At 42.5% G+C, this 25,800-nt stretch carries 20 protein-coding genes; 8 read left to right on the forward strand and 12 right to left on the reverse strand.

The window, feature by feature from the left end; all coding sequences use genetic code 11:
• The first annotated feature begins 25 nt into the window (after positions 1-25).
• From SJ312_RS12030 to SJ312_RS12050, 5 genes are all read left to right on the forward strand, one after another.
• Positions 26-1,726: a hypothetical protein gene (locus tag SJ312_RS12030; protein WP_165879121.1), complete on the forward strand. Its 1,701-nt coding sequence runs from the start codon at positions 26-28 to the stop codon at positions 1,724-1,726.
• Between the two features lie 3 nt (positions 1,727-1,729).
• Positions 1,730-1,981 carry an acyl carrier protein gene (locus SJ312_RS12035; RefSeq protein ID WP_110592711.1) on the forward strand — a complete coding sequence of 84 codons (252 nt, stop codon included), beginning with the start codon at positions 1,730-1,732 and terminating at the stop codon, positions 1,979-1,981.
• A 231-nt stretch (positions 1,982-2,212) separates the two neighbouring features.
• Complete coding sequence (locus tag SJ312_RS12040; protein WP_153673281.1) at positions 2,213-3,598, forward strand: MFS transporter; 1,386 nt, start codon at positions 2,213-2,215, stop codon at positions 3,596-3,598.
• Between the two features lie 76 nt (positions 3,599-3,674).
• Positions 3,675-4,676 carry a LacI family DNA-binding transcriptional regulator gene (locus tag SJ312_RS12045; protein WP_109912339.1) on the forward strand — a complete coding sequence of 334 codons (1,002 nt, stop codon included), beginning with the start codon at positions 3,675-3,677 and terminating at the stop codon, positions 4,674-4,676.
• Between the two features lie 24 nt (positions 4,677-4,700).
• On the forward strand, positions 4,701-5,675 hold the full coding sequence (locus tag SJ312_RS12050; protein WP_110592708.1) for a nucleoside hydrolase: 975 nt from the start codon (positions 4,701-4,703) through the stop codon (positions 5,673-5,675).
• Positions 5,676-5,715: 40 nt separating this feature from the next.
• Here SJ312_RS12050 and SJ312_RS12055 read toward each other — a convergent pair whose 3' ends face one another.
• The 7 genes from SJ312_RS12055 to SJ312_RS12085 all read right to left on the reverse strand — a co-directional run bounded on the left by SJ312_RS12055 (position 5,716) and on the right by SJ312_RS12085 (position 14,616).
• Positions 5,716-7,104 (reverse strand): amidohydrolase family protein, encoded by a 1,389-nt coding sequence (locus tag SJ312_RS12055; protein ID WP_165879120.1) that lies wholly within the window; start codon positions 7,102-7,104, stop codon positions 5,716-5,718.
• A 141-nt stretch (positions 7,105-7,245) separates the two neighbouring features.
• Positions 7,246-8,196, reverse strand: coding sequence for a carbamate kinase family protein (locus tag SJ312_RS12060; protein WP_004262965.1), 951 nt, complete (start codon positions 8,194-8,196; stop codon positions 7,246-7,248).
• A gap of 76 nt (positions 8,197-8,272) precedes the next feature.
• Positions 8,273-9,835, reverse strand: a complete 1,563-nt coding sequence (locus SJ312_RS12065; protein ID WP_110592707.1) for a xanthine permease — start codon at positions 9,833-9,835, stop codon at positions 8,273-8,275.
• 261 nt (positions 9,836-10,096) lie between these two features.
• Complete coding sequence (locus SJ312_RS12070) at positions 10,097-11,512, reverse strand: DUF1116 domain-containing protein (RefSeq protein WP_110592706.1); 1,416 nt, start codon at positions 11,510-11,512, stop codon at positions 10,097-10,099.
• Positions 11,512-13,062, reverse strand: coding sequence for an acyl-CoA synthetase FdrA (gene fdrA / locus SJ312_RS12075; RefSeq protein ID WP_004262956.1), 1,551 nt, complete (start codon positions 13,060-13,062; stop codon positions 11,512-11,514). Before fdrA ends, SJ312_RS12070 begins: the two co-directional genes overlap by 1 nt.
• Entirely contained in the window at positions 13,052-13,975 is a 924-nt protein-coding gene (locus SJ312_RS12080; protein ID WP_165879119.1) for a DUF2877 domain-containing protein, read from the reverse strand. The genes fdrA and SJ312_RS12080 overlap by 11 nt, the downstream gene beginning before the upstream one ends.
• A 35-nt stretch (positions 13,976-14,010) precedes the next feature.
• Positions 14,011-14,616 carry an ankyrin repeat domain-containing protein gene (locus SJ312_RS12085; RefSeq protein WP_036958612.1) on the reverse strand — a complete coding sequence of 202 codons (606 nt, stop codon included), beginning with the start codon at positions 14,614-14,616 and terminating at the stop codon, positions 14,011-14,013.
• 601 nt (positions 14,617-15,217) lie between these two features.
• Between SJ312_RS12085 and SJ312_RS12090 the strand changes: the two genes are divergently transcribed.
• Positions 15,218-16,150 (forward strand): LysR substrate-binding domain-containing protein, encoded by a 933-nt coding sequence (locus tag SJ312_RS12090; protein WP_319867815.1) that lies wholly within the window; start codon positions 15,218-15,220, stop codon positions 16,148-16,150.
• A gap of 2 nt (positions 16,151-16,152) precedes the next feature.
• On the opposite strand, the gene SJ312_RS12095 is transcribed toward SJ312_RS12090, so the two are convergent.
• Positions 16,153-17,010, reverse strand: coding sequence for an alpha/beta hydrolase (locus SJ312_RS12095; RefSeq protein WP_319867817.1), 858 nt, complete (start codon positions 17,008-17,010; stop codon positions 16,153-16,155).
• Between the two features lie 61 nt (positions 17,011-17,071).
• Positions 17,072-19,126, reverse strand: coding sequence for a TonB-dependent receptor domain-containing protein (locus SJ312_RS12100; RefSeq protein WP_110592703.1), 2,055 nt, complete (start codon positions 19,124-19,126; stop codon positions 17,072-17,074).
• An 895-nt stretch (positions 19,127-20,021) separates the two neighbouring features.
• On the opposite strand from SJ312_RS12100, the gene emrA reads away from it, so the two are divergent.
• Both emrA and SJ312_RS12110 read left to right on the forward strand, forming a co-directional pair.
• A complete protein-coding gene (gene emrA, locus SJ312_RS12105; RefSeq protein ID WP_004262941.1) occupies positions 20,022-21,194 on the forward strand; it encodes a multidrug efflux MFS transporter periplasmic adaptor subunit EmrA in 1,173 nt (390 codons plus the stop codon).
• Positions 21,195-21,210: 16 nt separating this feature from the next.
• A complete protein-coding gene (locus SJ312_RS12110; RefSeq protein ID WP_094960846.1) occupies positions 21,211-22,734 on the forward strand; it encodes a DHA2 family efflux MFS transporter permease subunit in 1,524 nt (507 codons plus the stop codon).
• A 37-nt stretch (positions 22,735-22,771) separates the two neighbouring features.
• Here the strand turns inward: SJ312_RS12110 and paaY are convergent, their stop codons facing one another.
• The 3 genes from paaY to paaK form a co-directional block, all read right to left on the reverse strand.
• Positions 22,772-23,365 (reverse strand): phenylacetic acid degradation protein PaaY, encoded by a 594-nt coding sequence (paaY, locus tag SJ312_RS12115; protein ID WP_319867821.1) that lies wholly within the window; start codon positions 23,363-23,365, stop codon positions 22,772-22,774.
• 21 nt (positions 23,366-23,386) lie between these two features.
• The gene (gene paaX / locus SJ312_RS12120; protein WP_004262932.1) at positions 23,387-24,325 is read right to left on the reverse strand and encodes a phenylacetic acid degradation operon negative regulatory protein PaaX; all 939 of its coding nucleotides are present in this window, start codon (positions 24,323-24,325) and stop codon (positions 23,387-23,389) included.
• 151 nt (positions 24,326-24,476) lie between these two features.
• Entirely contained in the window at positions 24,477-25,787 is a 1,311-nt protein-coding gene (paaK, locus tag SJ312_RS12125; RefSeq protein ID WP_094960845.1) for a phenylacetate--CoA ligase PaaK, read from the reverse strand.
• Between the last annotated feature and the right edge of the window lie 13 nt (positions 25,788-25,800).

The following is a 25,800-nucleotide window of genomic DNA, read 5'->3' on the forward strand; positions in this document are numbered from 1 at the left end:
TATTATATATTAATAAGGTGAAGGGATGGGGAAAATTAACACGACATCAGCTGTAAATAATGCATTACCAGTATCCAAAAAAAATGATCGGCCAATATCATTTTCAAATGATATAAATTCAGTTAATAACGTAGGCCAGGAAGTTCATTTTCCTTTAAAAGAACAGGCTATTGATAAAACATTTAATCTTTCAGGTAATGCTGAGGATTTACACTCGAACAACCAAAAGTTACAGGCGAATATAATTGAATCGCTATTAATTGAAAATAAATCTAGTATCAGTTTGGAAATGATAACCAAAACCCTGAATTTGGGGCATGCTGGTAGTCTTCAAGGGCAAAAATTGCAGTATCAACCTGAAAATGCACTCATTGTTTTAACGCTATTGACTCCGGATGAAATTAAAGGGTCAAAGGTATTAGACTGCGCTGCAGAATTAATTAAGCAAGTTAATAAAAGTAATAGTGATAAAGATCTTAAGCAAGTGCTTAAATCATCGCAAAAAGCGCTTGAAGCAGAGCTTTTTGATAATATCTTGAGCGATAAAAATATTGATGAACTTAACCAACGCTTTACTGATAAATATGTTTATCCTGCAATTAAAGAAAAATTAAGACCTTTTTTATCTGAAAAAACCATCGAAGAGTTACCGATAGATAAATTATTCGATGCATCTCTTCAAAAAACAAAAGAAGAGTTAATTATAGAAGCAAAAAAACAGCTGATAAAACATAAAGCTGATAAATCAGTTGATAGACTTTTGCAGGTACATAATATATTTTCAGCGTTGGAACAACAAATCGAAATTATGGGGCAGTTGAGTATTTCTATAAATACGGATATTAAGACTGAAAATGTGATAACACCATGCTCCGAGAAAAATGTTAAGCCAGAAGATAGTGTGGATGGTGGCACGAGTTCTGTTATATCACCTAATAGTTCGGCTTCAACTCCTTATAAATCTGATGTGATACTAAAAGAACTGGTTGCTGTGAATAACGACGGAACAAAAACGAGCCAGTTTGAAAATAAAACAGTAGATAGCCGAACACCCGAGTCAGTTCAAAAAAATAGCCCCGAAGAGGGTGACAATAAGCCCAGTATACTTAGGTTTAAAAGCACGTTAGATATTCCTCAAGTTAATAATAATCCACAGGTGGCATTAGCTAGAAACGCAGTGGAAAAGGGGCATTCTTTGGCTGATGAGTTGCGCCAAAGCATTCTGGACGGTTCGCGGGATCCATCTGCACATGCCAGTAGCAAACCATTAGCATCTGCTGAGTCTAAGTTTAGTCCCGATATAAACGCGTTACTTCCTAAACCAATGGTGTCAGCGAGACGCTTCGAATTAGTTGAAGTTACTGACAAGATGACGGGTGAAACGAAAAAAAGTTGGCAAGCTAAAGTTCCGGAAGAAAAAAATATCACCTTATCAGGTCATGGGGCGCTAACCCGTAACCAAGCTGATAAAGAACGTTATGCGAGTGGGCCGATAGCGTCAAGTACGGAAAAAATGGGGATCCCCAATAATACCAATACATTCAGTAGCAGCTTTAAATCTACAGAAATTGTTGATGAAGTAACAGGAGAAAAGAGGATAACGTGGCAGTTATCTGATGCGAAAACAAGCCAATCAGTCACGTTAACGGAGATGGGGGCGTTAACCCGTAATCAAGCAGATAAAGAACGCTATAACGATAATACTACCCGTTCTGAAAAAGGTTAAGAAATGACAGCACAGAATTTAATTCAGCAACAATGGGTAGAAAATAAAATTAAGGAAATCCGGACTTATTCAGGAATAACGGAATCTTTTACCATGGACTCAGCCCTAATAAGAGATTTGCATATTGATTCTTTGGAAATGTTAGAGTTGATAGCAGCCATTGAGCAATATACTAAAGTCCCTATTCAGGATGAAATTTGGATGAAATGGTATAATTTACAGGATATTGTCGAGTATCTATTGTGTGTCAAATAAAAACAGAAAGCCATGGTATTTATTCGAGCATGGCTTTTGTTTATTTATTTCCTATCGTGTTATTTCAGTCATCTAAAATTCATATTTTTGTCATCAAGTGATAACGCTCACAAAATAGCATACCCTCGTTTGCTTAATTCTACGCGCGTAGACTATCCTTTAAGTAAATAAAAAACGCCAGTTAGATTTTTTGATTAATAGGCTTCGCGCCAACACCAAGGGTTTATCACTATGGCTACACAATTAAATATCGAGGCGAGTCAACAAGCCGCGCAAGAACGGTTAAGTACGCCAGAAGGAAAAAAAGATTTCCGTCGGGCGATTTTTTCTTGTTGGTTAGGCACAACCATGGAATATGCGGATTTTGCTCTCTATGGTTTAGCAGCAGGTATTATTTTCGGTGATGTTTTCTTCCCTGATGCAACGCCTATTATGGCGCTGTTATCCAGTTTTGCAGCCTATTCAGTCGGGTTTATCGCACGTCCAATAGGTGCGTTATTTTTTGGTTGGCTAGGTGATAAACATGGCCGAAAAATGGTTATGGTCATCACGATTGCATTGATGGGGCTATCGACTACATTAATTGGTGCAATACCCAGCCATGCACAAATTGGTGTTTGGGCACCTGTTTGTTTGGTGATCCTAAGGTTTGCTCAAGGGCTAGGAGCGGGGGCTGAACTATCCGGTGGTACTGTGATGTTGGGGGAATATGCGCCAGTAAAACGCCGTGGTTTAGTTTCTTCGATTATTGCATTAGGCTCCAACAGTGGAACATTACTGGCCTCAATGATTTGGCTGATAGTGTTACAAATGGACAAAGAAAGTTTGATGTCATGGGGATGGCGGATCCCTTTCCTTGGCAGTATTTTGATTGCATTGGCGGCATTATTTATTCGTCAACATATGCGTGAGACGCCAGTTTTTGAGCGGCAAAAAGAGCAACTTGCTGAAGAACGCCGCCTCGCATTGGAATCTGATGCTGTCGCTCACCCTGTAGATAACCGTTCATTTTGGCAAAAAACGCGGGCATTTTGGACCATGGTCGGGTTGCGTATTGGTGAAAATGGGCCATCTTATCTTGCTCAAGGCTTTATTATCGGTTATGTCACCAAAATATTGTTAGTGGATAAATCTGTGCCAACAACGGCGGTTTTAATTGCTTCAATCCTTGGTTTTGCCATCATTCCATTTGCAGGGTGGTTATCAGATAAATTTGGGCGCCGTATTGTTTATCGTTGGTTCTGTTTCCTATTGATGCTGTATGCCGTACCCGCGTTTATGTTATTAGACTCTCGCGAACCGATGATCGTTATCCCGACGATAGTGGTTGGAATGGGGTTAGCATCACTGGGCATTTTCGGGGTACAAGCGGCTTGGGGCGTAGAATTATTTGGCGTGCGTAATCGCTATACTAAAATGGCCTTTGCTAAAGAACTCGGCTCTATTTTATCCGGAGGTACAGCTCCATTAGTGGCATCTGCACTGTTGTCTTGGACAGGTCAGTGGTGGCCAATTGCCGTTTATTTTATTGCAATGGCATGTATTGGTTTAGTGACCACATTCTTTGCACCGGAAACGCGAGGCCGTGACCTAAATCTGCCAGAAGATGCGATATAAGTAAGCATGGCTGTATATAAAAGTCAGAGTGGCTGCTATTCTTTGGCAAAGTCATGTTAGAAAAAGGAATTGCTGGGTGTCAGATACAAATGACCGTAAAGTGACGCGGGTAGATGTTGCCCGCGAAGCCGGAACCTCGGTTGCGGTAGTCAGTTATGTGATTAACAATGGCCCTCGTCCTGTTGCAGAGGCAACGCGGCAAAAGGTGTTAGCAGCAATCAAAAAAACGGGGTATCGGCCAAATGGTATTGCAAAAGCCCTAGCTTCGGGGAGCACGCAAACCTATGGGTTAGTGATCCCCGATATCTCTAACCCGTTTTTAGCCTCTATTGCTCATGCCTTGCAGCGAGAAGCGTTTAAATATGGGCATGTTTTGTTGCTGGGTGATGCGGGGGATTCTCGGGTTCGTGAAAAAGAACTGATTAATAACCTTTTGTTAAGACAAGTTGAAGGCCTCATTTATACCAGTGTTGACCGGCATCCCTATGTTGATTTAATTCAGTCATCAGGCACGCCTTGTGTGATGCTTGATAGGATTGAAGCCACAGAAGGGATCAGTACCATTCAAGTGAATGAGAAGCTCGCAGCCTATAAAATTACTCGTCATCTCATTAAGCATGGCTATCAAAATATTGGCATTATTTGCGGCCCAAATGAGATGCTCAATACCCAAGACCGCTTAAATGGTTGGAAAGCTGCACTCACAGAAGCTGACTTAACGATACAACAAAAATGGATTTTATCAGGGGAATATACCCGCGTTTGGGGCTACCAGGCTATCTATCAGATGCGGGAAGAGGGGTTCCCTGAAGCTATTTTTGCCACGAATGAATTGCAAGCTTTTGGCTGTTTAAAAGCCTTAGCAGAATTAAAATTACGCGTACCGGAAGACATTGCACTGGTGTGTTTTAACGGTACCGTGCAATCAGAATATACCGTTCCAACTCTCACAACTGTTCGCCAGCCTGTTGATAAAATAGCGCAAAGAGCGATACAAATTTTACAAAATTGGCCATCTAAAGAAGCCATCTGTGAAGTGGAATTTGAATTACAAATCGGGCACTCATGTGGGTGCTGATTATTTATTGTTTCAGGGAAATTTATGCGAGTGATTATAGATTGCGACCCCGGTAATGGGGTCGTTGGTGCGAATGTTGATGATGGCCTAGCACTTGCACTGGCTATCGCTGCACCTGAAATCAAATTGGAAATGATCACCACTGTTTCGGGTAATACACCTAGCGAAATTGGCTTTGACGTTGCCAGCCATTTAGTTCATTCACTGGGTGAAAATATTCCTGTTTATCGTGGTGCATCGTCAGCCTTGGTTGAAACTAGCGCGGCATGGCGTGAACTACTCGATAACGGCGCTGAACGAGCGCAACTTACGCACCTATGGGACGGTCTTCCACCCATACCCAGTTTACCGAAGTCTATCCCAGAAGCCGCGTTACGTATTGGTGAATTAGTTTGCCAAAACCCGAAACAAATCACGATTATTGCCATTGGCCCATTAACCAATATCGCAATAGCAATGCAGCTGTTTCCTGACATGGCTCAAAACGTGGCGGAGATAGTGATCATGGGGGCGGTTTTTAACGTGCCGGGGTACTTGAAAGACACTAATTTTGGCATCGACCCTGAAGCGGCCTACGCGGTGCTTAATAGTGGAGCAAATCTGACTTTAGTGCCAATGGATGTCACCGTACAAACGCAAATGGTGCATGAGGATCTTGATAAGCTTGCTCAAATTGGTACACCACTGAGCCGTTTTCTTGTGGCAACAATGCGACCGTGGATGGACTATTCACGTGCGACTCGTCATTTAGCAGGGTGTTGGATACATGATGTGTTAACCGTGGCATGGTTATTGGATAAGAGTCTGGTGACTTATGATAAAAAGCACGTAGGTATTGAGCTACAGGGAGCGCTGCGCGGTAAAAGCTTTTGTTATGACGCACTGCGCCTACGGGTCGGAGTTCCTGAACCAAAAACAAAGCCAATTACTGTGCTGCAATCCGTAGATAACTCAGGTTTATTAGATTTAATCTTTAATACGCTCAAACTGAAAAAATAACGTGGCAAGAATAGCGTCTATAGACGCTATTCTTTTATCACTATGAAGCGGACTTTGGCATCATTCCGTGGGCTAAATGGCCTTTATGGAAGCTCGCGAACCTTGGTGAGATCCGTGCGACTGCTTCGGCAGAACAAGATGCATCAAGCAGCACAAAGCTGGCATCATCCCCTTTAGCTGGCCACACTTGTTGGCCTTTTTCATCTAACGGTAGAATATTGCCTGTTGCGATGGCCAGTGAACGGGATAGCGATAGCTCATCAGGGCGAGTATAAAGCTGCGCGTATAAATTGGCTTTTTCTAGCATATCGCCTAGGCCAAAGGGCGACCAATGGTCAATCACACTATCCGTTCCGGTCATCACAAATACCCCATTTTTATTTAGGGTTTTCAGTGGCATATGCAGTGTGCCAATTGGAACAGTTGAAGCAATGGTGATTTGCTGCTCAGCCAACTGTTTTGCCGTTTTTTCCGCTTGTTCAGGGGTGAGTGTTGCCAGTGCAAAGGCATGGCTGATGGTCACTTTACCGCGTAAGCTGCGGTTTTCATCCACCGTTTTAATCATATAATTGATAGCGGCAACGCCTGCAGGGCTCGTTTCATGCAGATGAATATCCACGCCTTTGTTGTAGTCCAATGCAATTTGGAACATCGAATCGAGAGACTTTTCCATCGCGCTATCTACATTGGTTGGGTCTAAACCGCCAACGTAATGAGCGCCCGCTTGCATGGCTTCACGCATTAAACCCTCTGACTTGGAATGTAATAAACCATGTTGCGGAAAGGCGACAATTTCGCAAGTTAGGTCTTGTTGGTGTTCACCAAGCACTTTTTGTAAGGCTTCTAAATTTTTTAAACCGGAAACGGGTTCGATATTACAATGGCTACGAGCAATGGTCGATCCTTGGGATTGGATCAGTGCGATCAGCGCATTCGCTCTTTCTTCCGTGAAAGGTTGTAATTCAGGTAGCAATTTTTGCTCTAACGCGATCATATCCATAATGGTTTTGCCTTCACGTGACTGTGGCGCTTGCCATGGCCCGCCATAGAAAGTTTTATCAAGGTGGATATGCATGTCACGAAAGGCCGGTAGCATCAGTCTGCCTTGCGCACTATAGGCATTTAATGTGCCATCAGCATGCTGTTTATTCGGTAAAACGGCTGCAATTTTACCGTCCCGGATTTCTACAGTGTGTAATGCGGTTTGGGTGCCGACGACCGTTGAATCTTGGTAATTAAAGCCAGTTTCGAGTAATACGTCATCGAGGTAATAATGTTTATCCGTAATACTGGACTGGCCTGCTTTTTGGCTAGTTTGGTCTTGAGCGGAGGCAAAGCCCGATACCGCGCCGAATAAAGTGCAAGCGGCTGCGACTTTAGCGCTGGTGGAAAGGAACTCTCTTCTGCCTGATGATTTTTCTGCTTTCATAGAAACTCCTAGTGATATCCATTTACTGTCGAATTTCCTGTTTTTAAGCGACACTTACCCACTCAGATCGTCATCAAACGATCTGAGGAATATTGCGGTTTGCGACTAACAAAAAATTCGCATGATCCAGATTATAGAAACTTACCCTTGAACAATATGGGTTCCCGTTTCACCGCGTAAGGCTTCTGGTAGCTTTTCAGGGGTGGTGATGATCACACGTTTACCGCCATTAGCAATAAACGATAGGCTAGCTTCAATCTTCGGTAACATGCTACCCGCTGGGAAATGGCCTTCTTCCATGTAGCGTTGCATGTCGCTAGTGCTGGTTTCGCCAAGTGCTTTTTGTTCAGGTTTGCCGAAGTGAATACACACTTTTTCGACACCTGTGGTGATAATTAAAATATCGGCATTGAGCTCTTTCGCCAGTAAAGTTGTTGAGAGGTCTTTATCAATCACCGCGTCAACACTTTTGTAGCCACCATTGCCGTTATCAATGACTGGAATACCGCCACCACCTGCAGCAACCACCACATAATTGTGTTCTGTTAAAGTGCGGATCGCTTGTGATTCAATCACACGTTTTGGTTCGGGGGAGGCCACCACACGGCGGTAACCGCGACCAGAGTCTTCAACAAAATGCCAGTTAGGGTTTTCTTGCTGTAATTGCTGAGCTTGTTGCTCAGTAAAAAATGCCCCAATCGGCTTGGTTGGCGCGCTAAAGTTTGGGTCGTTTTTATCGACTTCAACTTGTGTCACTACCGTAATTGCTTGGCGGTTATGGCGTTTTGCTAAGACGTTAGTCAAAGCTTGTTGAACTAAATAGCCAATTCCACCTTGAGTATCTGCCACACAGTTAGCCAGCGGTGTTAAAGGTAAACCTTCGGTTTCGTGTGCAATTTCTGCACGGCGCAAATCTAATCCAACTTGAGGTCCATTTCCATGGGTCAAAACAATGTTGTAATTACCTTCAAGCATGTCACTAATATGATGTGCGACTTCTTGAACGGCTTTTTCTTGAGCTTCGATAGACTGGCTGTTGTTATCTTTGATAATACTGTTGCCCCCGATGGCAACAACCACGAGTTCTTTCATTGTTAATGTTTCCTGAGACAGAGATTTAGCTGATAGTAGGTGTACAGCGCACACCTACTATAAAAGGTTGGCTTAGTTACACTGACTTACTGAGTTTCTCAGATTTTTCAGCTTGTTGTTCTTCCACCGATTTCCGGCTATCTAAAAAGTGTTTGAGTACAAATAAAGCTGCCATCATGAGGTATGCGTAAACAAACATCAAGGTTGAACCAGTAGCAATTCCGACCGCTGGGGAGTGAATAATTCCGAAGAATACTAATATTGCTCCCGCTGCAGCAGCAATGGCTCCACGCAGTGGTTGGTTGAGGATAGCAAAGATAGCAATACAGCCCCATAACATACTGGCTAACGGCGCACCGTTACCTAAATGAACTAGACCTTGGTAATAAACACCTTTGTGTAGCAAGGTTTCAACACCAATTGCACTCGCAGAGGTGCCCGCCGCGCCCATGACACTATTAACCATCGTCAATGCCCAGTTAGCAATCCATGGGAATAGACAGATAAAGATAACGGGAACTTCAATTTTTGGCGTTTCTCGCACAACTTGGTTGGCGGTGACGACACCGATAAACACCAGTATTGGCACGATAGCGGTCATTGGAATGATAGCTAACATAAAGGCACCGATACCGAATAATGGGACGATAAACATAGTGATACCGGATGCTAGGGTATAACCTACGCTAGCGCCCATGGCTTTCCAACCCGCATGGCCGACGTAAACAGTGACAGGGAATGGGTTACCCATAAAACAGCCAACTGTAGACGATAAACCGTTAGCTAACATGACCTTACGAGTATTATATTCATCACCTGCAGCATGCGCACTTTCAATATTTTCAAGGTCGAAGATATAGTTTGCTAAGCCAAGTGGTACCGCAGACGCTAAGTAAGGCAGAGCGTGTGGCAGGCCTTGGAAGAAGCTATCAATATGGATGCCCGGCGGGTTGAAACCAAATGACGCCATTGAGTCTTTGATTGCTTCCGCACTTTGCAAGCCAGAAACCCATGCCAATACCGTACCGGCAATTAGCAGCAATAAGCCAGTTGGGATGCGAGCAAAAATCGGTTTTTTACCAAACCAGTTAATGAAAATTAATAACAGCACAATGAATGAAACCGTTGGTGCTTCAAACGCTTGCAGCATCGGGTTCATCGCTAGTAACAGTAATCCTAAACCGGACAAACAGGATAACAGTACGGTGCGTGGGATCATCTTACGGATGGTTTCACCTAAGAAAGAACCACCGACGAGGATCATTGATTCGACAAAACACCAAACTAGCGCAATTTGGATCGCAAATTCAGCATTCTGTGTTGTTTGGTAGACAGGCATGATGACTAAGAACGTCACCGTAAAGATAGAAGGCGCACTCGGCCCTGATGGTAAAGCGGTGACATCATTGCGTCCAGTTTGCTTTATCATTTGCTGGCCAAAGTAAGCATAGCTCACGCTGGCAAGTAAAACAGCGAAACCAAAGGCTGGTGCGATACGGCCGTAAACAATTTCTGATGGGATGCCGACAACGAAAATCAAGAGACCCATCATGGTGAGTAGGTTGGTTAGGTTATTGGTCATTAAGCCAAAGTAGGCGGCCAAATCCCCACGTTTCCATTTTATTTTTAATATACTCATTTTAAGTGTTCCCCTGTGTACCCTTGTATACCCGTCATACTTTGAACCGCAGCGTTGTTGGCTGCATTCACTTGTCCTAGTCACATACCTATATATGCTCCTAGGGTCTCGTTTACTTGCCGCCTAGCTGCAATTCAAATTATTTAGGGTATGTTCCTATATTTTGAGTTACAGCACTGTTTTTCAAATAAAATCAATCAGGGTATTCGTTCTATTTTTATTGCCCGACTTTAGTCGGGCGTTATTTTTTCTTACTGGAAACTAAGCGTATTTTTGTGCGTAGGCCAACATCGCTTTTTCAAAGCAATCAAACGGCGGGTGAACAATACCTGCCCCAATCATACCGATGCCCGCATCTTTATGGGCAATGGCTGTGTTGATAACAGGTAAAATACCACTGGCTGAAACCTTCGTAATATCAATAGCTGTAGGGATACCCATAAAGCCCAGTAATGGAATAGTCACGTTCGGGTTCTCACCTAAGGTGATTTCACGCATTTGGCGAGAGAAATCGACCGCTTCTTCTACCGTACCGCCAACGAGTGCCACAATAGCTGGCGCTGTTGCCATAGCAAAACCGCCAATACCGTAGGTTTCTGTGATTGCGGAGTCACCGATATCTAAACCAGAGTCTTCAGGTTTGTAGCCTGCAAACATTGGGCCGATAACTTGCTGAGAAGGCCCTGTGAACCATTGACCTGGTAGTCCACTAATGCGTAAACCAAATTCATAGCCATTACGCGCCATGGTCGTGACAACAGTGCTGTATTCGATACCGTGAGCCGCATCCATTGATGCTTTACACATCGCCATCCACGTTGGGCCGGAGAAGTAATCGCTGCTTGCAACAAAATCAAATACTTCTTTTTGCTGGGCGACAGAGAAATCAGTTTGAATGATCCCTGTTGTAAGCGCTTGAATCAGTAAGGTTGTCCCTGCATTGTTGCGGTTATGGCACTCATCGCCCATATGCAGTGCTTGAGCAAGCATCAAACGCAGGTCGATTTCACCAACGATTTTCATTGCGTCGCGCAGCATTGGGCCTAATACATCACGCATCCAATTTAAACGGTCTATTACACTTTGGTCATTGGCACCCATGCGCAGGATTTTCGCCATTTGCTCACTGAGGTTAGTGAATGCACGGTTGCCATAGGTTTTATTTTCAACGATATGCATAAACATCGATGCTGAAGTGACACCAGCCATCGAACCTACACAATCGTGTTCATGGCAAGGGGAGAAAATGATATCTCCCGAGGCCGCAACACGTTCTGCATCGGCTAAGTCTTTCGCTAAGCCTTCAAAAACCAGCGCTCCCGTCACCGCACCTTTCATAGCGCCACACATATCTTTCCAAGCAACCGGTGGGCCTGCGTGTAGGATAGTATTTTTGGTCATGCCCGGAACCACATTAATCGCTTGGTCGTAACCGATTAACACAGGTTGAGATTGAATAATGCGCTCAAGCGCTTGGGCATTGGCGGCCGCAATTTTTTCTTGTAGTGCGGCATCACCTTCAATTTGGTCGAGGGCGCGGATAACCGCAACGTTGCCTTGTCCGGGAGGAGTCCAGTTTAAATGCGTAACTGGAACATGTTGTTTTTTTAGGTCATCACTGAACATTTCGATGCCAACATTGATGACATTTAATGGCTGCTTAAATAATGAAGTCATTATGCTTTCTCCCCTTTCCATACAAACTCACGCCCTAATAAACCAGTATTGGTGCTGCTACTTGCCCAGATAACGCCGGCATCTGTTAGCATTTTGACCTGCGCATCCATCGACGGTGTGTCTTGGTCAGTACCCAGCACATAGCCTAAAATTTCTAATTCACGCCCATCTTGTTTGGCAATATTCTTCGCTTCTTTAATTGCGTCGATCATCACGCCTACTGGGTCTTCGTGAGAACCAAAGCCCAAAACGAAGTCCATCATAATGACGCCAACTTCAGGGTCGCGAGCCTCTTGTAATAAGCGTTCAATGCGGTTGGTAGGGTCGATCATTGGGTGCGGTTTACCGTTGGTAAAGTCGTCATCACCAAAGTCGAGGAAAGTGTGCGCAATACTTTTGTTTAGGTCTTTTAAGCGATAATCAGGGTTTGGCTGAATATTGCTGTAAACATCATCGTATTTTTCCAATGCCGCAAACATGGCTTCATCACATAGCGTTCCACCACAGAATAAGCCACGAATATATTTCTGCTCAGGTTTCAGTTTTGCTCTGACTTCGTCAATAAGTGGTAAATTAAGAGGGTGTAAATCTAAATCTTCTTTGCGAATACCGGTTAATAGAACGGCTTTCAGTGCGGCTTCTTTGGTGCCCTGAGCAAAGGTTAGACCGGGTTTGTCTTCTGGTAGTGGTTGGCTACCTAAGAAACACACAACAACCGGTTTGTGGCATTTTTCCGCTTGTTCTAACACTTTTTTCGCAACGTTAGGAGCTGGTGGCTTAGAGATCAATGCGATAACTTGGGTTTCATCATCCGCATCGAGCATTTTCAGGGCGTCAATCATCATGATACCGCCAATTTTCTCGCTTAAATCGCGACCACCAGTACCAATTAATTGGGAAACCCCTGCGCCAAATTCGTGAATACGGACGCTAAGTTCTTGGCTACCCGTACCGGATGCACCGATGATGCCAATGCTGCCACGGCGAACGCTATTACCAAAGCACAGCGCGGTTCCGTTGATAATGGCAGTTCCACAGTCAGGGCCCATCATCAGTAAGCCTTTTTTGCTAGCCAGCTGTTTAAGTGCGAGTTCATCTTCAATGGAGACGTTATCGGAAAATAGCATGACATTGAGGTCATTTTCTAACGCAATGCGTGCTTCACGGGCAGCAAACTGACCATTTACTGAAATGACGGCAAGGTTGGCATCTGGGATATGTGTTTTCGCTGAATTAATGGTGGCGTATTTGGCTTCATGCTGCCCGCCGCCTTGATTTTTCTTATTAAATAAATCTTCGATAGCAATTAATGTGGCTTCGTTAGCTTCATCACTTGGGCCTTTAATGACAATCATTAAATCGCCATTTTTAGCCTCTTCTAATTCAGGTGTTAGTAAACCTAAATTACGTAAAACACCTTTGTTCATCTCTGTTGCCATTGCGACGAACGCTTGCTCAACATTGTCGAGTTGATTGGCTTTTGTCGAAATAGACATCAGTGATACGGAATCAAAATAGGTATTCTTTTTTATGACAACTTTAGTCGACATAGTTTTCTCCGAAATAATGGGTGATATACAGGGCATCTCGCAAGCCAAATAGCATGTCGCTGCCAGAACTCGACCCGATATTTAAAATCTCTAAAAATTGTGGATAAATATTTGTTTCTTTCGCATCAACTAATGATTGAATTAATTGCTGCATATTTTCGCGATATTCTCGGTTTAATGCTTTTTCTAATGTGATGGCACTGATAGGTGTCGTCTGGCTTAAGCTTTGGGTTATTCCTTGATAAAACTCAGGGTAAAAAGTGGCAGCCGGGTGACCGGTTAATAATAAAAATGCCATTAACCCAACTAAGTAATCATCTCCTGAAGGTGTTAGCCCGATACCTAATCCAACAAACTGGCGGATCACATAAATAATATTTTCTTTATTTTTCTTAATTATTGACTCAATCAATTCAGAGCGTAATTGAACCAATTGCTCTGTCATAGAGAGATAAAAAAAGTTATCTCCCTGATATTTAAATAGAGAATTTTTATTTTCAGTTAAGATTAAATCCAAATTACTTATTTGTTCTTCGATATATAATAAATAATTTGATTTCTTCAGTTCGTTATCACTAAAGTTGATAACTGGTTTCCGCCATTCTTTACATAAAGAAAATGATATTAAATAATGACTACCAATCAATATTTCTTTATTTGATAAATTAATAGTCTCTCCTTCTTTAATATCGAAAAGAGAAAAGTCTTTATTGATTAATCGGCAACTATTTGGTGCATTATCTAATTGAGAACAAAGCAAAGTATAAAGTACATTATCAATAGAAAAGTTAATGGCTTTATTAAATACTTGTTCTACCGTTCCTTGGGGTTGTGGCTGATTTAACAGATTGAGAAAATGTGTATCAGCCGTTAGCCCGTATAACCTTTGCCGATGAGATATGGATGCGTTCACATGCCTCCTTATCCTATTTAGAGTCTATGATTTCGCTAGGCTCCAGCTGCAATCAGTAACTCAGCAATCTCGTTATAGCCTTTTTCACGAGCTAGCTCTAATGGTTTTTTACCATATTTATCAGTCATGTGAGGGTTTGCGCCATGGTCTAATAGCAATTTAACGATTTGCTGCTGTTTTTCGCCACCGTCGTTGAGTACGATAGCTTCTAATAGTGGTGTCCAACCTACAAAGTTGGTGTGGTTGACATTAATATCGGTTTTTTCAAGTAATTCACGAACAATTTCTACATGGCCTTTTTCACTAGCAGGTGTAATTCCCACACCACCAAAACGGGTCAATAAATCTAAATTTGGTTTTGCAGGCAAGACAATACGCAATAAAGTGAGGTCATTATTAAGGCAACTTAATAAGAAAGGGTTAAAACACGTTTGGTCTTGTTTATTAATATCCGCCCCTGCATTAATCAGAAAAGAAACACATTCATAATGTTTATTTAGGCTGGCATTGACGATAGCTGTACGGCCCTGACGGTTGGTGGTATTAATATCCACACCTTTTTCAAGACAACTTTTTAATATTTCTAATTGTCCTTGTTCAGCGGCGGTTAAAAAATCGTGAGCGAGAGTACTAGCGGTCATCATTTTCCCCTTAGGTTGGTTTTTATTACCAACATAGATAAAGACAATTTAAAGGTGACTTCGAATATATAATGATTAGAGCATAGCAATTGTCATTAATAAAAAGAATCCGTTTAAATTTAATTCATCAATGAGGCGTTTGATTGTTGAATTAAATTCAATAATCCGGCTTTTTTGTGCGTGTGAGCATTATTTTTAATCGTTATTTGATAGTTTATGGCCATTTTTTGACCCGAATTGTGTGATTTTCTTTGTTAATTAAAATCGAAAATCATGATTTACTCAGTTCTGTGATAGACATCAAATTGAAAGTTTTTAATTTGTTAAATTTGTAATTTTATTGATCGCAATAGTATCGAATGTTAATACTTGGTTTGCCTATTTAATTCAATAATATTAGGTATTTCGAATATTAATAGTTACTTTAAAGGTGTGGTTTTTACTTGGCGAAAATGCATATCAAATTTAATCTATTCCAGTTGTTAATAATTCTGTTAAGCTATAAAAATGTGCTCGAAAAATAATCTGATTTTTACGTTATTGAATTTTATTCACATAAAAATATGATTTGTCTAAATTTTAAACATTTTTGGCGGTGGGTATGAACTCAATTTTTACGGAAGAAAACTTACTGACTTACACAACAGCGGCGAAGTTTGCGAGTTTTAGTAAAGCAGCGGAAGAATTAGGCGTGACCACCTCCGCGGTGAGTTATACCATCAAACGTATCGAAACCTATTTAGATGTGGCGTTATTTATTCGTAATACCCGTAATATTGAACTCACCGAAGCCGGTTATTATTTTTACCGCAAAGCAACCGACTTGCTTAATAATTTCCATTCCATTCAAAAAAGTATTTATTCTATTGAGCAAGGTATTGAAGCGCGGGTACGTATTTGTATTAATCAGTTATTATATACGCCGTATCATACCGCTAGGTTATTGCAAATATTAAAAAAACAGTTTGCTACCTGCCACATTACAGTGACAACAGAAGTGTACAATGGGGTTTGGGATGCCATTATTAATAACCATGCGGATATTGCGATTGGCGCTCCGGGTACTTTGATGGATGGCGGTGGAATTGACTACACTGAAATTGGTGCGATTCACTGGCAATTTGCTATAGCGGCAACTCACCCTTTGGCGCTGATGCCAGAGCCCATCGCTGAGAGCCAGTTGCGTCTTTATCCAAATATTATGGTAGAGGATACCGCGCATACCATTAATAAGCGGGTGGGTTGGCTACTACATGGGCAAGAGGCAATTCAAGTTCCTGATTTTAATACTAAATGCCAGTGTCAGATACTCGGTGAAGGGATTGGCTTTTTACCCGATTATATGATCAAAGACCATGTTAAACATGGTTTGTTGGTAACAAAACAAATTCAGAACCCACGACAAGATTCCCATATGCTATTAGCCACACAACATTCAGCTACTGGGCTTGTGACGCAGTGGATCCGCAAAGAATTTGGCGAAAAGGGGGTTCTAGCAGAGCTCTACAGCGATCTCCTAAAACCCATCAATTAGTCTTATTGGCTAGCGACATCAAGGGCTTTATCGATAGCATCGGGGATCACAGAACCGTGGTTTTTGCCGTCGAATAACGTAAATTTACAGTACCTTTGGTGGTTTGCAATCTCAGTGCAAACTTGGCGTGTGCTAATCCAACTTTTGCGCGCTTGGTAATTTTGCACTTGTTCGGCGCTCAGTTTGGATAAATCAGGGCTCTCTTCTAAACCACCTAAAGTCACAAACAGGGGGGAACTGGCCTGTTTAGCTGTCAATTTTGCTAAATCCACCATACTTCCTTTGCCCCACCATAATGACGGGCTGGCAGAAACATAAAACTGGAAATCATCCGGCTGTTGTTGGTATGCCATCAAGGTAAATAATCCGCCAAATGAATGGCCAAATAGGGTTTGCTTGCTTTTATCAATAGGAAACCGTTGTTCTGCCCATGGGCGGACTGTGTCAGTTAAATATTGGTATAGCGCAGGGGAGCCGCCCCCTTGTTTAAAATCTTCACCGGCAACGGGTGGGGTATAGTCGTAAGTTCGCCATGCTTTTGGAAAGGCTTCGTCAATGGGGTAACCAATCCCAATAATAATCGGTAGTTTATCCGCTGGCAGCTTTTCAACAGCGCGATTAACGGCTTTAGGATATAAGCCATTGCCATCAAGCATATACAGGACAGGGCGTTGTGCGGTGATATTATAGGGCACTGCACTGTAAATGCGCAGCGCACGGTCACCGTAGGCCATATCCGTTTGTTGGATATCATAAAATTGGCTGACTTGCTCGTCCATACTCGGGATAGTCTGGCTTGGGCGGGAAAATGCGGAACTGGTCATACACAGCAATATGCCACTTAATATGATTTTATTCATTTATTGAGTCTATTTAAGGGTTTTGAGGGTATACCTGAAACAGGCATACCCTCAGAGTTAATTAGAAACTAACGTTAACGTTCGCCCAATAACGGCGTCCGTCTTCAACATCCCAGTTGCCATCAACTTTATCAATTTTAGGTCCTTTTTCATTACCAATATTTAGCACCGCAAAGTTCAGTTTAGTGTTTTTAAATAATTGATAGGTTGCGCCGACATCCATAGTGGTATAGCCACTACGATAGCGAGGCACTTTAGAACCATTACGTTGTGCTGCCCACACCTGTTTTCCTTCATAATGCGCACGTGTGTATAAAGTGAGATCTTCATTGAAGTTCCAATCCAATTTCGCATTAGCAATATGTTTTGGTGTTTTATCCAATGGATAACCTTTTAAGGAAATACCGTTACCTAATTTCTCATCATCACTTTTACGTTCGGAATCGGTGTATGTGTAATTTAGGTTGAGGTTCCAATCCTGTGCGATAGGAATACCTGTTGCAACTTCAACACCTTTGATGTTCGCTTTACCCACATTATCGTAGGTATATAACGTGAGGTTAGGGTGGTTAGGATCGGCTTGATTAAGTGAGTAGCTAGTTAGCTTGTTTTTGAAGTCGGTATTAAAGAACGTTAAGCTCGCATTAAAGCCAGATTCATGGTTATAGGCAATACTGATTTCTTCACTAACACTTTTTTCCGGTTTGAGGTCTGGATTACCGTAGATAATCCCGTTACCACCTTGGGTAGAGGTGCCATAGCCTTTACTGATTTCACGTAATGTAGGTGCACGGAAAGCTGAAGAAACGCCCCCTTTAATGGTGATCTCATCCGTCAGATAATAAACGGCATAACCCCTTGGGTTCCAATGGTTGCCATAAGTTTCGTGGTGATCTAAACGTAGTCCACCGGTTAAGATCAGATCATCCGTTGCGGTAAATTCATTTTCGACAAACAGTGCTGATTGATCGACTGACATACTGGTTTTTTCCATTACGCCTTTTGAGACCAAGGAGCTGTCTTTGAGTTTTGAGTACTGATATTGCCCGCCGACGGTTAAGATGTTGTCCGGCAGGAAAGCCACCACTTTTCCATCAACAACGGTATTGGTGATTTCGGGTACGCGGTCTTCATAACCGCCTTCCCAATGCCCTGTTGTTTGATTACGGTCTTGGGATTTTATTTTACGTTTGGTTTTTTCTTGGTAAACACTGAGTTCAGTATTAAAAGAATCCCACTCACCTTTATAAGTCAGAGCTGCATGGTTGCGGTCATTATGCCACTCTTCTTTGGAATTATATTGCTTGTCCCCACCACGAATTTCATATTCAGATCCAGATTTACCTGGTGTCGATGTTTTCTCTTGGGTGCTACGACCCGCTTCTAATAAGAACGTTTGGTTCTCTTGTGGTGTAAAGGTTAATTTGGCTGTTAAGCTGCGGTTATCACGTTGATGATGACCTTCTAAGATTTTATCTTCCTGACGGTAGTTACCACCACCATACAATTGCAGGCCGAGTTTATCTTGAATTAATGGGCCAGATAGGTAGAAGTTACCGTCGGTTGAATTACCGCTATCACTATTTTCTTGGATAATCGCACCCGTTGTGACGCTACCATGCCATTCATTGGTCACTTTTTTGGTGATGATATTGATAACACCACCCATCGCATCAGAACCATACAGGGAGGACATAGGACCACGGATCACTTCGATGCGTTCAATCGCTTCGACAGGTGGCATAAAGCCCGCTTCAAAACCACCGCTCCCATTTGGACGTGATTCACGGCTGTTTTGACGACGTCCATCGACCAATATCAAAGTATATTCGCCGGGTAAGCCACGGATATTAATATCTTGTTTGTTGGCAGCACCAACGATACTCACCCCTTCCACGTCTTTAACGGCATCGGCGAGGTCACGGACAGGTTTATTTTGTAATTGGTCTGCACTGATCACGGTCACACTAGCAGGAGCATCACGCAGTTGTTGCGAGAAGCCTGACGCACTGACGACCATGGTATCTGTTTTATTGTCTGCTGCTGTAGCGCTAAATGAAGATAAAGCCGCACAAACACCGGCGGCAATAAGGGTGTAGTGATATTGCAAAGTCATAGTTATCCCTAGTAAATATAAATGAGAATGATAATTATATTGTTTGCGAATATTATCACTAAAACATATCAAAAATAAATAATGAGCTAGCTAATTTATGAGCAATATTTGATCTCAGCTAAGAATTTTCACTTACGGTGTTTCCCCCCTTTTACCGTTTTGACCAAGCGTGACGAAAAATTAAGGCTTAACTTTGGTTTATGGTGTTTATCGGTGTGTAAATCTACTCTAGTGCCAACGTTCACTAAAAAAATTTGAGTTATATGAAACATACATTCAAAATTAGCCCGTATCCTTTGGGATATCCTCGTTAACCCAATGAATAATATTAAGTACTGGTAAAGAGATAAAAGCTGCCCGAAAGGCCAGCAATTACCAACGTACTTCGTTACTCTGTTAAGCACCGTATTGAGTTTATTAATGTTGTATTGATGAGGACAAAAATGAAAATCGAGACAATCAGTGGTATTAAAAAGCAAGCGGCAGCCCGTGATCAAAAATGAAAACTCCAAGTTAAGAAAAGCAAGCGGCAGCCCGTGATCAAAAATGAAAACTCCAAGTTAAGAAATCATAAATATAGCCTAATAAATAGGGGCTTCACATCTAAAAAAGAATGTCGATAATTGAATGATTGATTTTTATTACGAGTAAATATTATTTAATATATTTTTAATTTTCACTTTCAATCTAATTAAGAATGATTTTGATTAAATTGATAATAAACATCAATTTAATGCTTGATTTGATTTGCTTTTAATTAGTTGTTTTATATCAATGAATTAATGGTTTTTTGTTGGGATTAATTTGATTGTAAATTATTAGCTATTGCTTTATTACATATAGTTCGTAAATATATAGGAAGAATTAATATTGATTTCAGAACTTGAGAGTTATTATGAGTCAAGATACCCATTCAGAAACACATAATCAAAAAACGACGAATGAAAAACGCAGAACAATATGGATGGTGATAGCCACAATAATTATCATTCTATTATTTGTAGCCTACGGTGCTTATTGGTTTTTAGTTTTACGCTTTCAAGAATATACCGATGATGCCTATGTATCTGGCTTGCAAATCCCGATAGTTGCGCAAACAACGGGTAATGTTACTCAAGTTAACTTTGAAAACACCGACTTGGTAAAGGCGGGTGATGTACTCGTTGTATTAGATAAAACTAACGCCCGCTTAGCATTCGAACAAGCCAAACATGATTTAGCAACAACCGTGCGCAAAACCAAAGAGCTCTATATCAATGGTGATGAATATCAAGCGCAAATTCAAAAAAACCGGGTGACACTTGCGCAAGCTCAAAAAGATTATCAACGTCGTGTGGCTTTAGGCCGCAGCGGTACCATTTCGAAGGAAGACCTACAGCACTCCCAAGAAGCGGTACAACTTGCTCAGGCAGCTCTGGATATTTCTATTCAACAATACAATGCCAACCGTGCATTGTTGCGTAATACAGAGCTCAAAAAACAACCAGCAATTCAGCAAGCGGCTGATAGCGTACGCAGTGCGTGGATAAACTTACAACGTACTGAAATTAAAAGCCCGATGACGGGGTATGTTTCACGGCGGAATGTTCAAGTCGGTTCTCAAGTCAGCCCACAAAGCTCTTTAATGGCCATTGTGCCTGTCCAGCCTGTTTGGGTAGATGCAAACTTCAAAGAAACCCAACTGGAAAAAGTCCGTATTGGGCAACCCGTGACGATTAACAGTGATTTTTACGGAGATGATATCGTTTATAACGGTACCGTTGTCGGGCTTGATATGGGAACCGGCAGTGCTTTCTCATTATTACCCGCCCAAAACGCGACAGGGAACTGGATTAAAGTCGTACAGCGCTTGCCTGTACGTGTTGAATTAGACCCTGAGCAGGTGGCGAAGCACCCATTACGCATTGGGTTATCCATGAATGTCACCATAGATATTAAAGACCAGAATGGCCCTGTTTTAGCGGAAGTCCAGCGTACAGCACCAGCATTTGAAAGTGATGTGTTGGTCTTAAACTTAAGTGATGTCGACCACATCATCGACACCATTATTAGCGATAACGCAGACTAGCTTGAAAGGAGCCGTTGTGGCAGATATTCAACCACTTAAGGGTGCAAAACTGGTATGGGCAACCATTGCGTTGTCCCTTGCGACCTTCATGCAGGTGCTTGATTCCACGATTGCTAACGTGGCTATCCCGACTATTGCCGGTGACCTTGGGGTTTCTATGTCTCAAGGGACATGGGTGATTACCTCTTTTGGCGTATCGAATGCGATTTCAATTGCCATTTCTGGTTACTTAGCGAAGCGTTTTGGTGAAATCCGTGTTTTCTTATGGGCAACGGCACTTTTCACATTATTTTCATTACTTTGTGGGTTTTCCGATAGCCTTGGTATGCTGATTTTATACCGCGTATTGCAAGGGGCCGTCGCCGGGCCAGTGATCCCGCTTTCACAAAGCCTTATCATGCGTTGCTATCCGCCAAAAATGCAAAATATGGCGTTAGCATTTTGGTCGATGACGATTATTTTAGCCCCAGTATTCGGTCCTATTTTTGGTGGTTATATTAGTGATAACTTCCATTGGGGCTGGATATTCTTTATGAATGTGCCTTTAGGCATTTTCGTCATTATTGTCGGCTCAATTATCCTAAAAGGGATGGAGTCGACGGTTGTGAAAGTGCCATTCAATGTGATTGGTTTGGCACTACTTTCTGTGGGAGTTGGTTGCTTACAAGTTCTGCTCGACAAAGGTAAGGAACTGGGATGGTTGGCGTCTAATGAAATTGTTATCTTAGCCGTTGTTTCAGCGATTGCATTGGTATTCCTCGTTATTTGGGAACTCACAGATAAAAACCCAATTGTCGAATTATCGTTATTTAAATCGCGCAATTTTACCATCGGAACGATTTCTGTCAGCTTGGCATATATGGCCTATTTCGGCGCTATTGTTTTGTTGCCACAACTTTTACAGGAAGTTTATGGCTATACGGCAACATGGGCAGGGCTCGCATTGGCGCCCATTGGCTTATTGCCTGTGTTGTTCTCGGCTCCAGTGGCAAAATTATCCGATTTTCTCGATATTCGCTGGATAGTGACCTTTAGCTTTGTATTCTATGCAATTTGCTTCTTCTGGCGTGCATATACTTTTGAACCTAGTATGGGCTTTTCTGCTGTGGTTTGGCCGCAATTGGTACAAGGGATGGCTGTGGCTTGTTTCTTTATGCCACTGACTACATTGACACTTTCAGGTTTACCGCCGGAAAAACTCGCTTCCGCGTCGAGTTTAGCTAACTTCTTCCGTACCTTAGCGGGTTCAATAGGGACTTCCATTACCACAACGCTGTGGAGTGATAGAGAAGCCGTGCATCATAGCCAATTAACGGAATTTATTACCGATTACAATCCTGAATCTTTAGGGATGTATCAAGAAATGGCCGCTCATGGGCTGAGTACCGAACAGACTTCCGGTTTTATTGCCCAGCAAATTACTAGCCAAGGGTTAATTATTGCTGCAAATGAGATTTTCTGGTTATGCGGTTGGGTATTTATTGCGCTGATTATTACCGTTTGGTTTGCTAAGCCACCATTTGGCAGTAATGCGAAATAATTAATGGATGGGGCTACGTATTTTAGCCCCATCTAGCTTATAACTGGGATTTAGGGATCACATTCTCGAAACTTAGAGTGGGTCGGTTCGTTTCGATTTCTTTGAGTGGTTCGATTTCTTTAAAGGTGTTTAAGCAGCGTGTGACTAAGTTTTGATAATCTTTAGTTCCGCTGGTTTTCCAGGCAATTTCTTTGTCTGATAAAGCGCGCAAGACTTTGGCTGGAGTACCGACAATTAAACTATTTTCTGGAAAGATAGCTTCAGCTTTGACGAAGGCGCATGCGCCCACTATGGAATTTTCGCCAATTACGGCTCCATCCATAATTACACTATTCATCCCGACTAGCGCATTACGTTTGATATGGCAGCCATGCAAAATTGCCCCATGACCAATGTGCCCATTTTCCTCGACGATCGTTTCATATTGCGGGAAACCGTGCATGACACAATTATCTTGCACATTGGCACCATCTTTAATGACCAAGCGACCAAAGTCCCCACGTAAGCTGGCGTTTGGGCCAATATAGACATTTTTGCCAATAATAACATCACCAATCACCACAGCAGTAGGGTGCACAAAACTTTCAGGGCTTACGACGGGCGTAATACCATCGATTTGATAAAAAGGCATACAGGCTCCTGTAATGTGTATTTAGGCGGCTATATCTCTGAGTACTCCACCAAAGCGGCGATAATAAGCGCTGGATGGCTGAGGTAGTTCGCCAACCGTCGTTTCGCACTGTTCAGAAACATATTGGGTTGCCGCTTGATCAATGCGTTGATAAATATTGGTGCAAAGATGGCGAGCAATATGGCCTTCCCATTGTGTAGGAAGGAGTTCATCAGGTAATAACGGGTCTTTAAGCGTGACACGGCGGTAGAAGTGGATCAGTAACAAACGTAGCTGAAAACAGTGTTCAGGGGAAATCTGTGCGTCAGTATTTTCTTTAAGGAGTAGTGCAAGTGGCCTAAATAAGGAAATAAACTGATGGTAATGCTCTGAAATTTCTTGCAAAGACCAAGCGTGTGAAACCAGTTCTTTGAGGTTTTTTTCTGAGCGGCTATAGGGGTAATCGGCATGAAAATAAATGGCATTTTCCGTGGCATTGAGTTCATTGAGTAATGTCGGTACATCACTTTGTGCACAGCTTGGTGCCGCCATGAGTGACGTGTTAAATTGCCCGAAACCGAGCCAACTCAGTTCCTTTTTTAGCCTAATTTTTTCGTCTTTATCAGCCGCTTCGAGGAGTAGTAAATCCCACTTTCCATCCCAATCAGGCTGCCCTGCGAGGTAAATTTTATTTTCTGCTCGGCGAAACCGACTTTGCCCACGCTCAGAAATGCGGTAATAGCTGCGACGGCCGATTTTTTCTACATCGAGCCAACCTTCTTTTTGTAAACGGAAAACGGAGGTTCGAACAAAGCGGTCAGTAAAGCCCATCGGTTCTAACAGCTTAGTTAAGCTTCCTAGCCACACTTCACCACCACGATGGTGCAAAGCATCACCATAGAGTGAGCTAATTAGAGACGTACCACTAATGGGCTGGCTTGCTATTGCATGTTGTATGAATTGGCTAAGTTTATTTTCCATTTATATTTCATCTATAAAATTTATGTATCAGAAGGCTTACTGAATAGTAGACATAAATTTAAAGGTTGTCTTCCATTACCTGTTTTGAACACTTTCTCAGAGATTAAGGCATATCAGAGTAGTTCATCTCAATATGCCTTAATAATTTGAATTAAATCGCAATTCTAGTATCAATTACTCGTTCGGCTTTGCCTTGAGAACGAGGGATATCGCCGCAATTGACAATACTAATACGGGTGCTAATGCCAACCATGGATTTGATTCGGTGCTTTAAATGGTGGCAGATATTACAGCGTTCATCATAAGTGAGTTGTTCAGGGTGTTTGAGCTCAACACGGACAGATAAGTTGTCCATATTGCCTTGGCGACCAATCTCTAACTGATAGTGGGGAGAAAGCTCCTTAAACTGCATAATTTGTTCTTCAATCTGAGAAGGGAACACATTCACGCCGCGAATAATCATCATGTCATCTGAACGACCGGTGATTTTACCAATTCGACGCATATTACGATTTACCCCCTGCATAAGGTGGGTGAGGTCGCGAGTTCGGTAACGAATCACAGGCATAGCTTCCTTTGTCAGGGTAGTAAACACTAACTCACCATGTTCACCCGCCCCCAAGGTTTTTAAGGTATTGGGGGAAATAATTTCGGGATAAAAATGGTCTTCCCAAATCGTTGGGCCACTCTCTCCTGAGTCTGCACACTCCATAGCGACACCAGGCCCCATGACTTCAGATAAACCGTAAATGTCCAATGCCTTAATACCAAGGCGGGTTTCAATTTCTGTTCTGAGGGATTCTGTCCAAGGTTCAGCGCCAAAGACACCCAATCTAAGTGAGCACTTACTAGCGTCTCCACCCATGATTTTTTCAAGCTCATCAATAATACTCAGGCAGTAAGATGGAGTTACCATGATCACATCGGGTTTGAAATCCGCGATTAGTTGCGCTTGTTTTTCAGTTTGCCCACCAGACATAGGAATAACTGCGGCTCCTAGGCGCTCCGCACCATAGTGGGCACCTAGGCCTCCGGTGAATAAACCATAGCCGTAAGCAACATGGACTTTATCGCCTCGGACAGTGCCTGCTGAACGTAAACTACGTGCGATCAGGTCAGCCCAGTTATCGATATCTCGTTGGGTGTAACCCACCACCGTTGGGCGCCCAGTCGTTCCCGAAGAGGCGTGAATGCGGATGATTTGGTCCATTGGCACGGCAAAGGTGCTAAATGGGTAGTTTTCACGTAAATCCTGTTTGGTCGTGTAAGGGAATTTTTCGATATCACTCAGTTGTTTGAAATCGTCAGGGTGTACACCCGCATCATCGAATTTTTTACGATACATGGGGACGTTTTCATAGGCGTGAGTGAGTGTCCACTTCATTCTAGAGTACTGTAAAGACTCGATCTCATCCCGCGATGCAAATTCAATTGGGTCGATGCTATCTTGTATATTGCTCATAATTGCCTGTCCT

This window comes from Providencia sp. CIM-Carb-044 (assembly GCF_033901115.1).
Classification (GTDB): Bacteria; Pseudomonadota; Gammaproteobacteria; order Enterobacterales; family Enterobacteriaceae; genus Providencia; species Providencia hangzhouensis.

Coding starts and splice junctions, on each gene's coding strand:
- SJ312_RS12030 (WP_165879121.1), top strand. CDS start 26: ATGGGGAAAATTAACACGACATCAGCTGTAAATAATGCATTACCAGTA.
- SJ312_RS12035 (WP_110592711.1), top strand. CDS start 1,730: ATGACAGCACAGAATTTAATTCAGCAACAATGGGTAGAAAATAAAATT.
- SJ312_RS12040 (WP_153673281.1), top strand. CDS start 2,213: ATGGCTACACAATTAAATATCGAGGCGAGTCAACAAGCCGCGCAAGAA.
- SJ312_RS12050 (WP_110592708.1), top strand. CDS start 4,701: ATGCGAGTGATTATAGATTGCGACCCCGGTAATGGGGTCGTTGGTGCG.
- SJ312_RS12055 (WP_165879120.1), bottom strand. CDS start 7,104: ATGAAAGCAGAAAAATCATCAGGCAGAAGAGAGTTCCTTTCCACCAGC.
- SJ312_RS12060 (WP_004262965.1), bottom strand. CDS start 8,196: ATGAAAGAACTCGTGGTTGTTGCCATCGGGGGCAACAGTATTATCAAA.
- SJ312_RS12065 (WP_110592707.1), bottom strand. CDS start 9,835: ATGAGTATATTAAAAATAAAATGGAAACGTGGGGATTTGGCCGCCTAC.
- SJ312_RS12070 (WP_110592706.1), bottom strand. CDS start 11,512: ATGACTTCATTATTTAAGCAGCCATTAAATGTCATCAATGTTGGCATC.
- fdrA (WP_004262956.1), bottom strand. CDS start 13,062: ATGTCGACTAAAGTTGTCATAAAAAAGAATACCTATTTTGATTCCGTA.
- SJ312_RS12085 (WP_036958612.1), bottom strand. CDS start 14,616: ATGACCGCTAGTACTCTCGCTCACGATTTTTTAACCGCCGCTGAACAA.
- SJ312_RS12090 (WP_319867815.1), top strand. CDS start 15,218: ATGAACTCAATTTTTACGGAAGAAAACTTACTGACTTACACAACAGCG.
- SJ312_RS12095 (WP_319867817.1), bottom strand. CDS start 17,010: ATGAATAAAATCATATTAAGTGGCATATTGCTGTGTATGACCAGTTCC.
- SJ312_RS12100 (WP_110592703.1), bottom strand. CDS start 19,126: ATGACTTTGCAATATCACTACACCCTTATTGCCGCCGGTGTTTGTGCG.
- emrA (WP_004262941.1), top strand. CDS start 20,022: ATGAGTCAAGATACCCATTCAGAAACACATAATCAAAAAACGACGAAT.
- paaY (WP_319867821.1), bottom strand. CDS start 23,365: ATGCCTTTTTATCAAATCGATGGTATTACGCCCGTCGTAAGCCCTGAA.
- paaX (WP_004262932.1), bottom strand. CDS start 24,325: ATGGAAAATAAACTTAGCCAATTCATACAACATGCAATAGCAAGCCAG.
- paaK (WP_094960845.1), bottom strand. CDS start 25,787: ATGAGCAATATACAAGATAGCATCGACCCAATTGAATTTGCATCGCGG.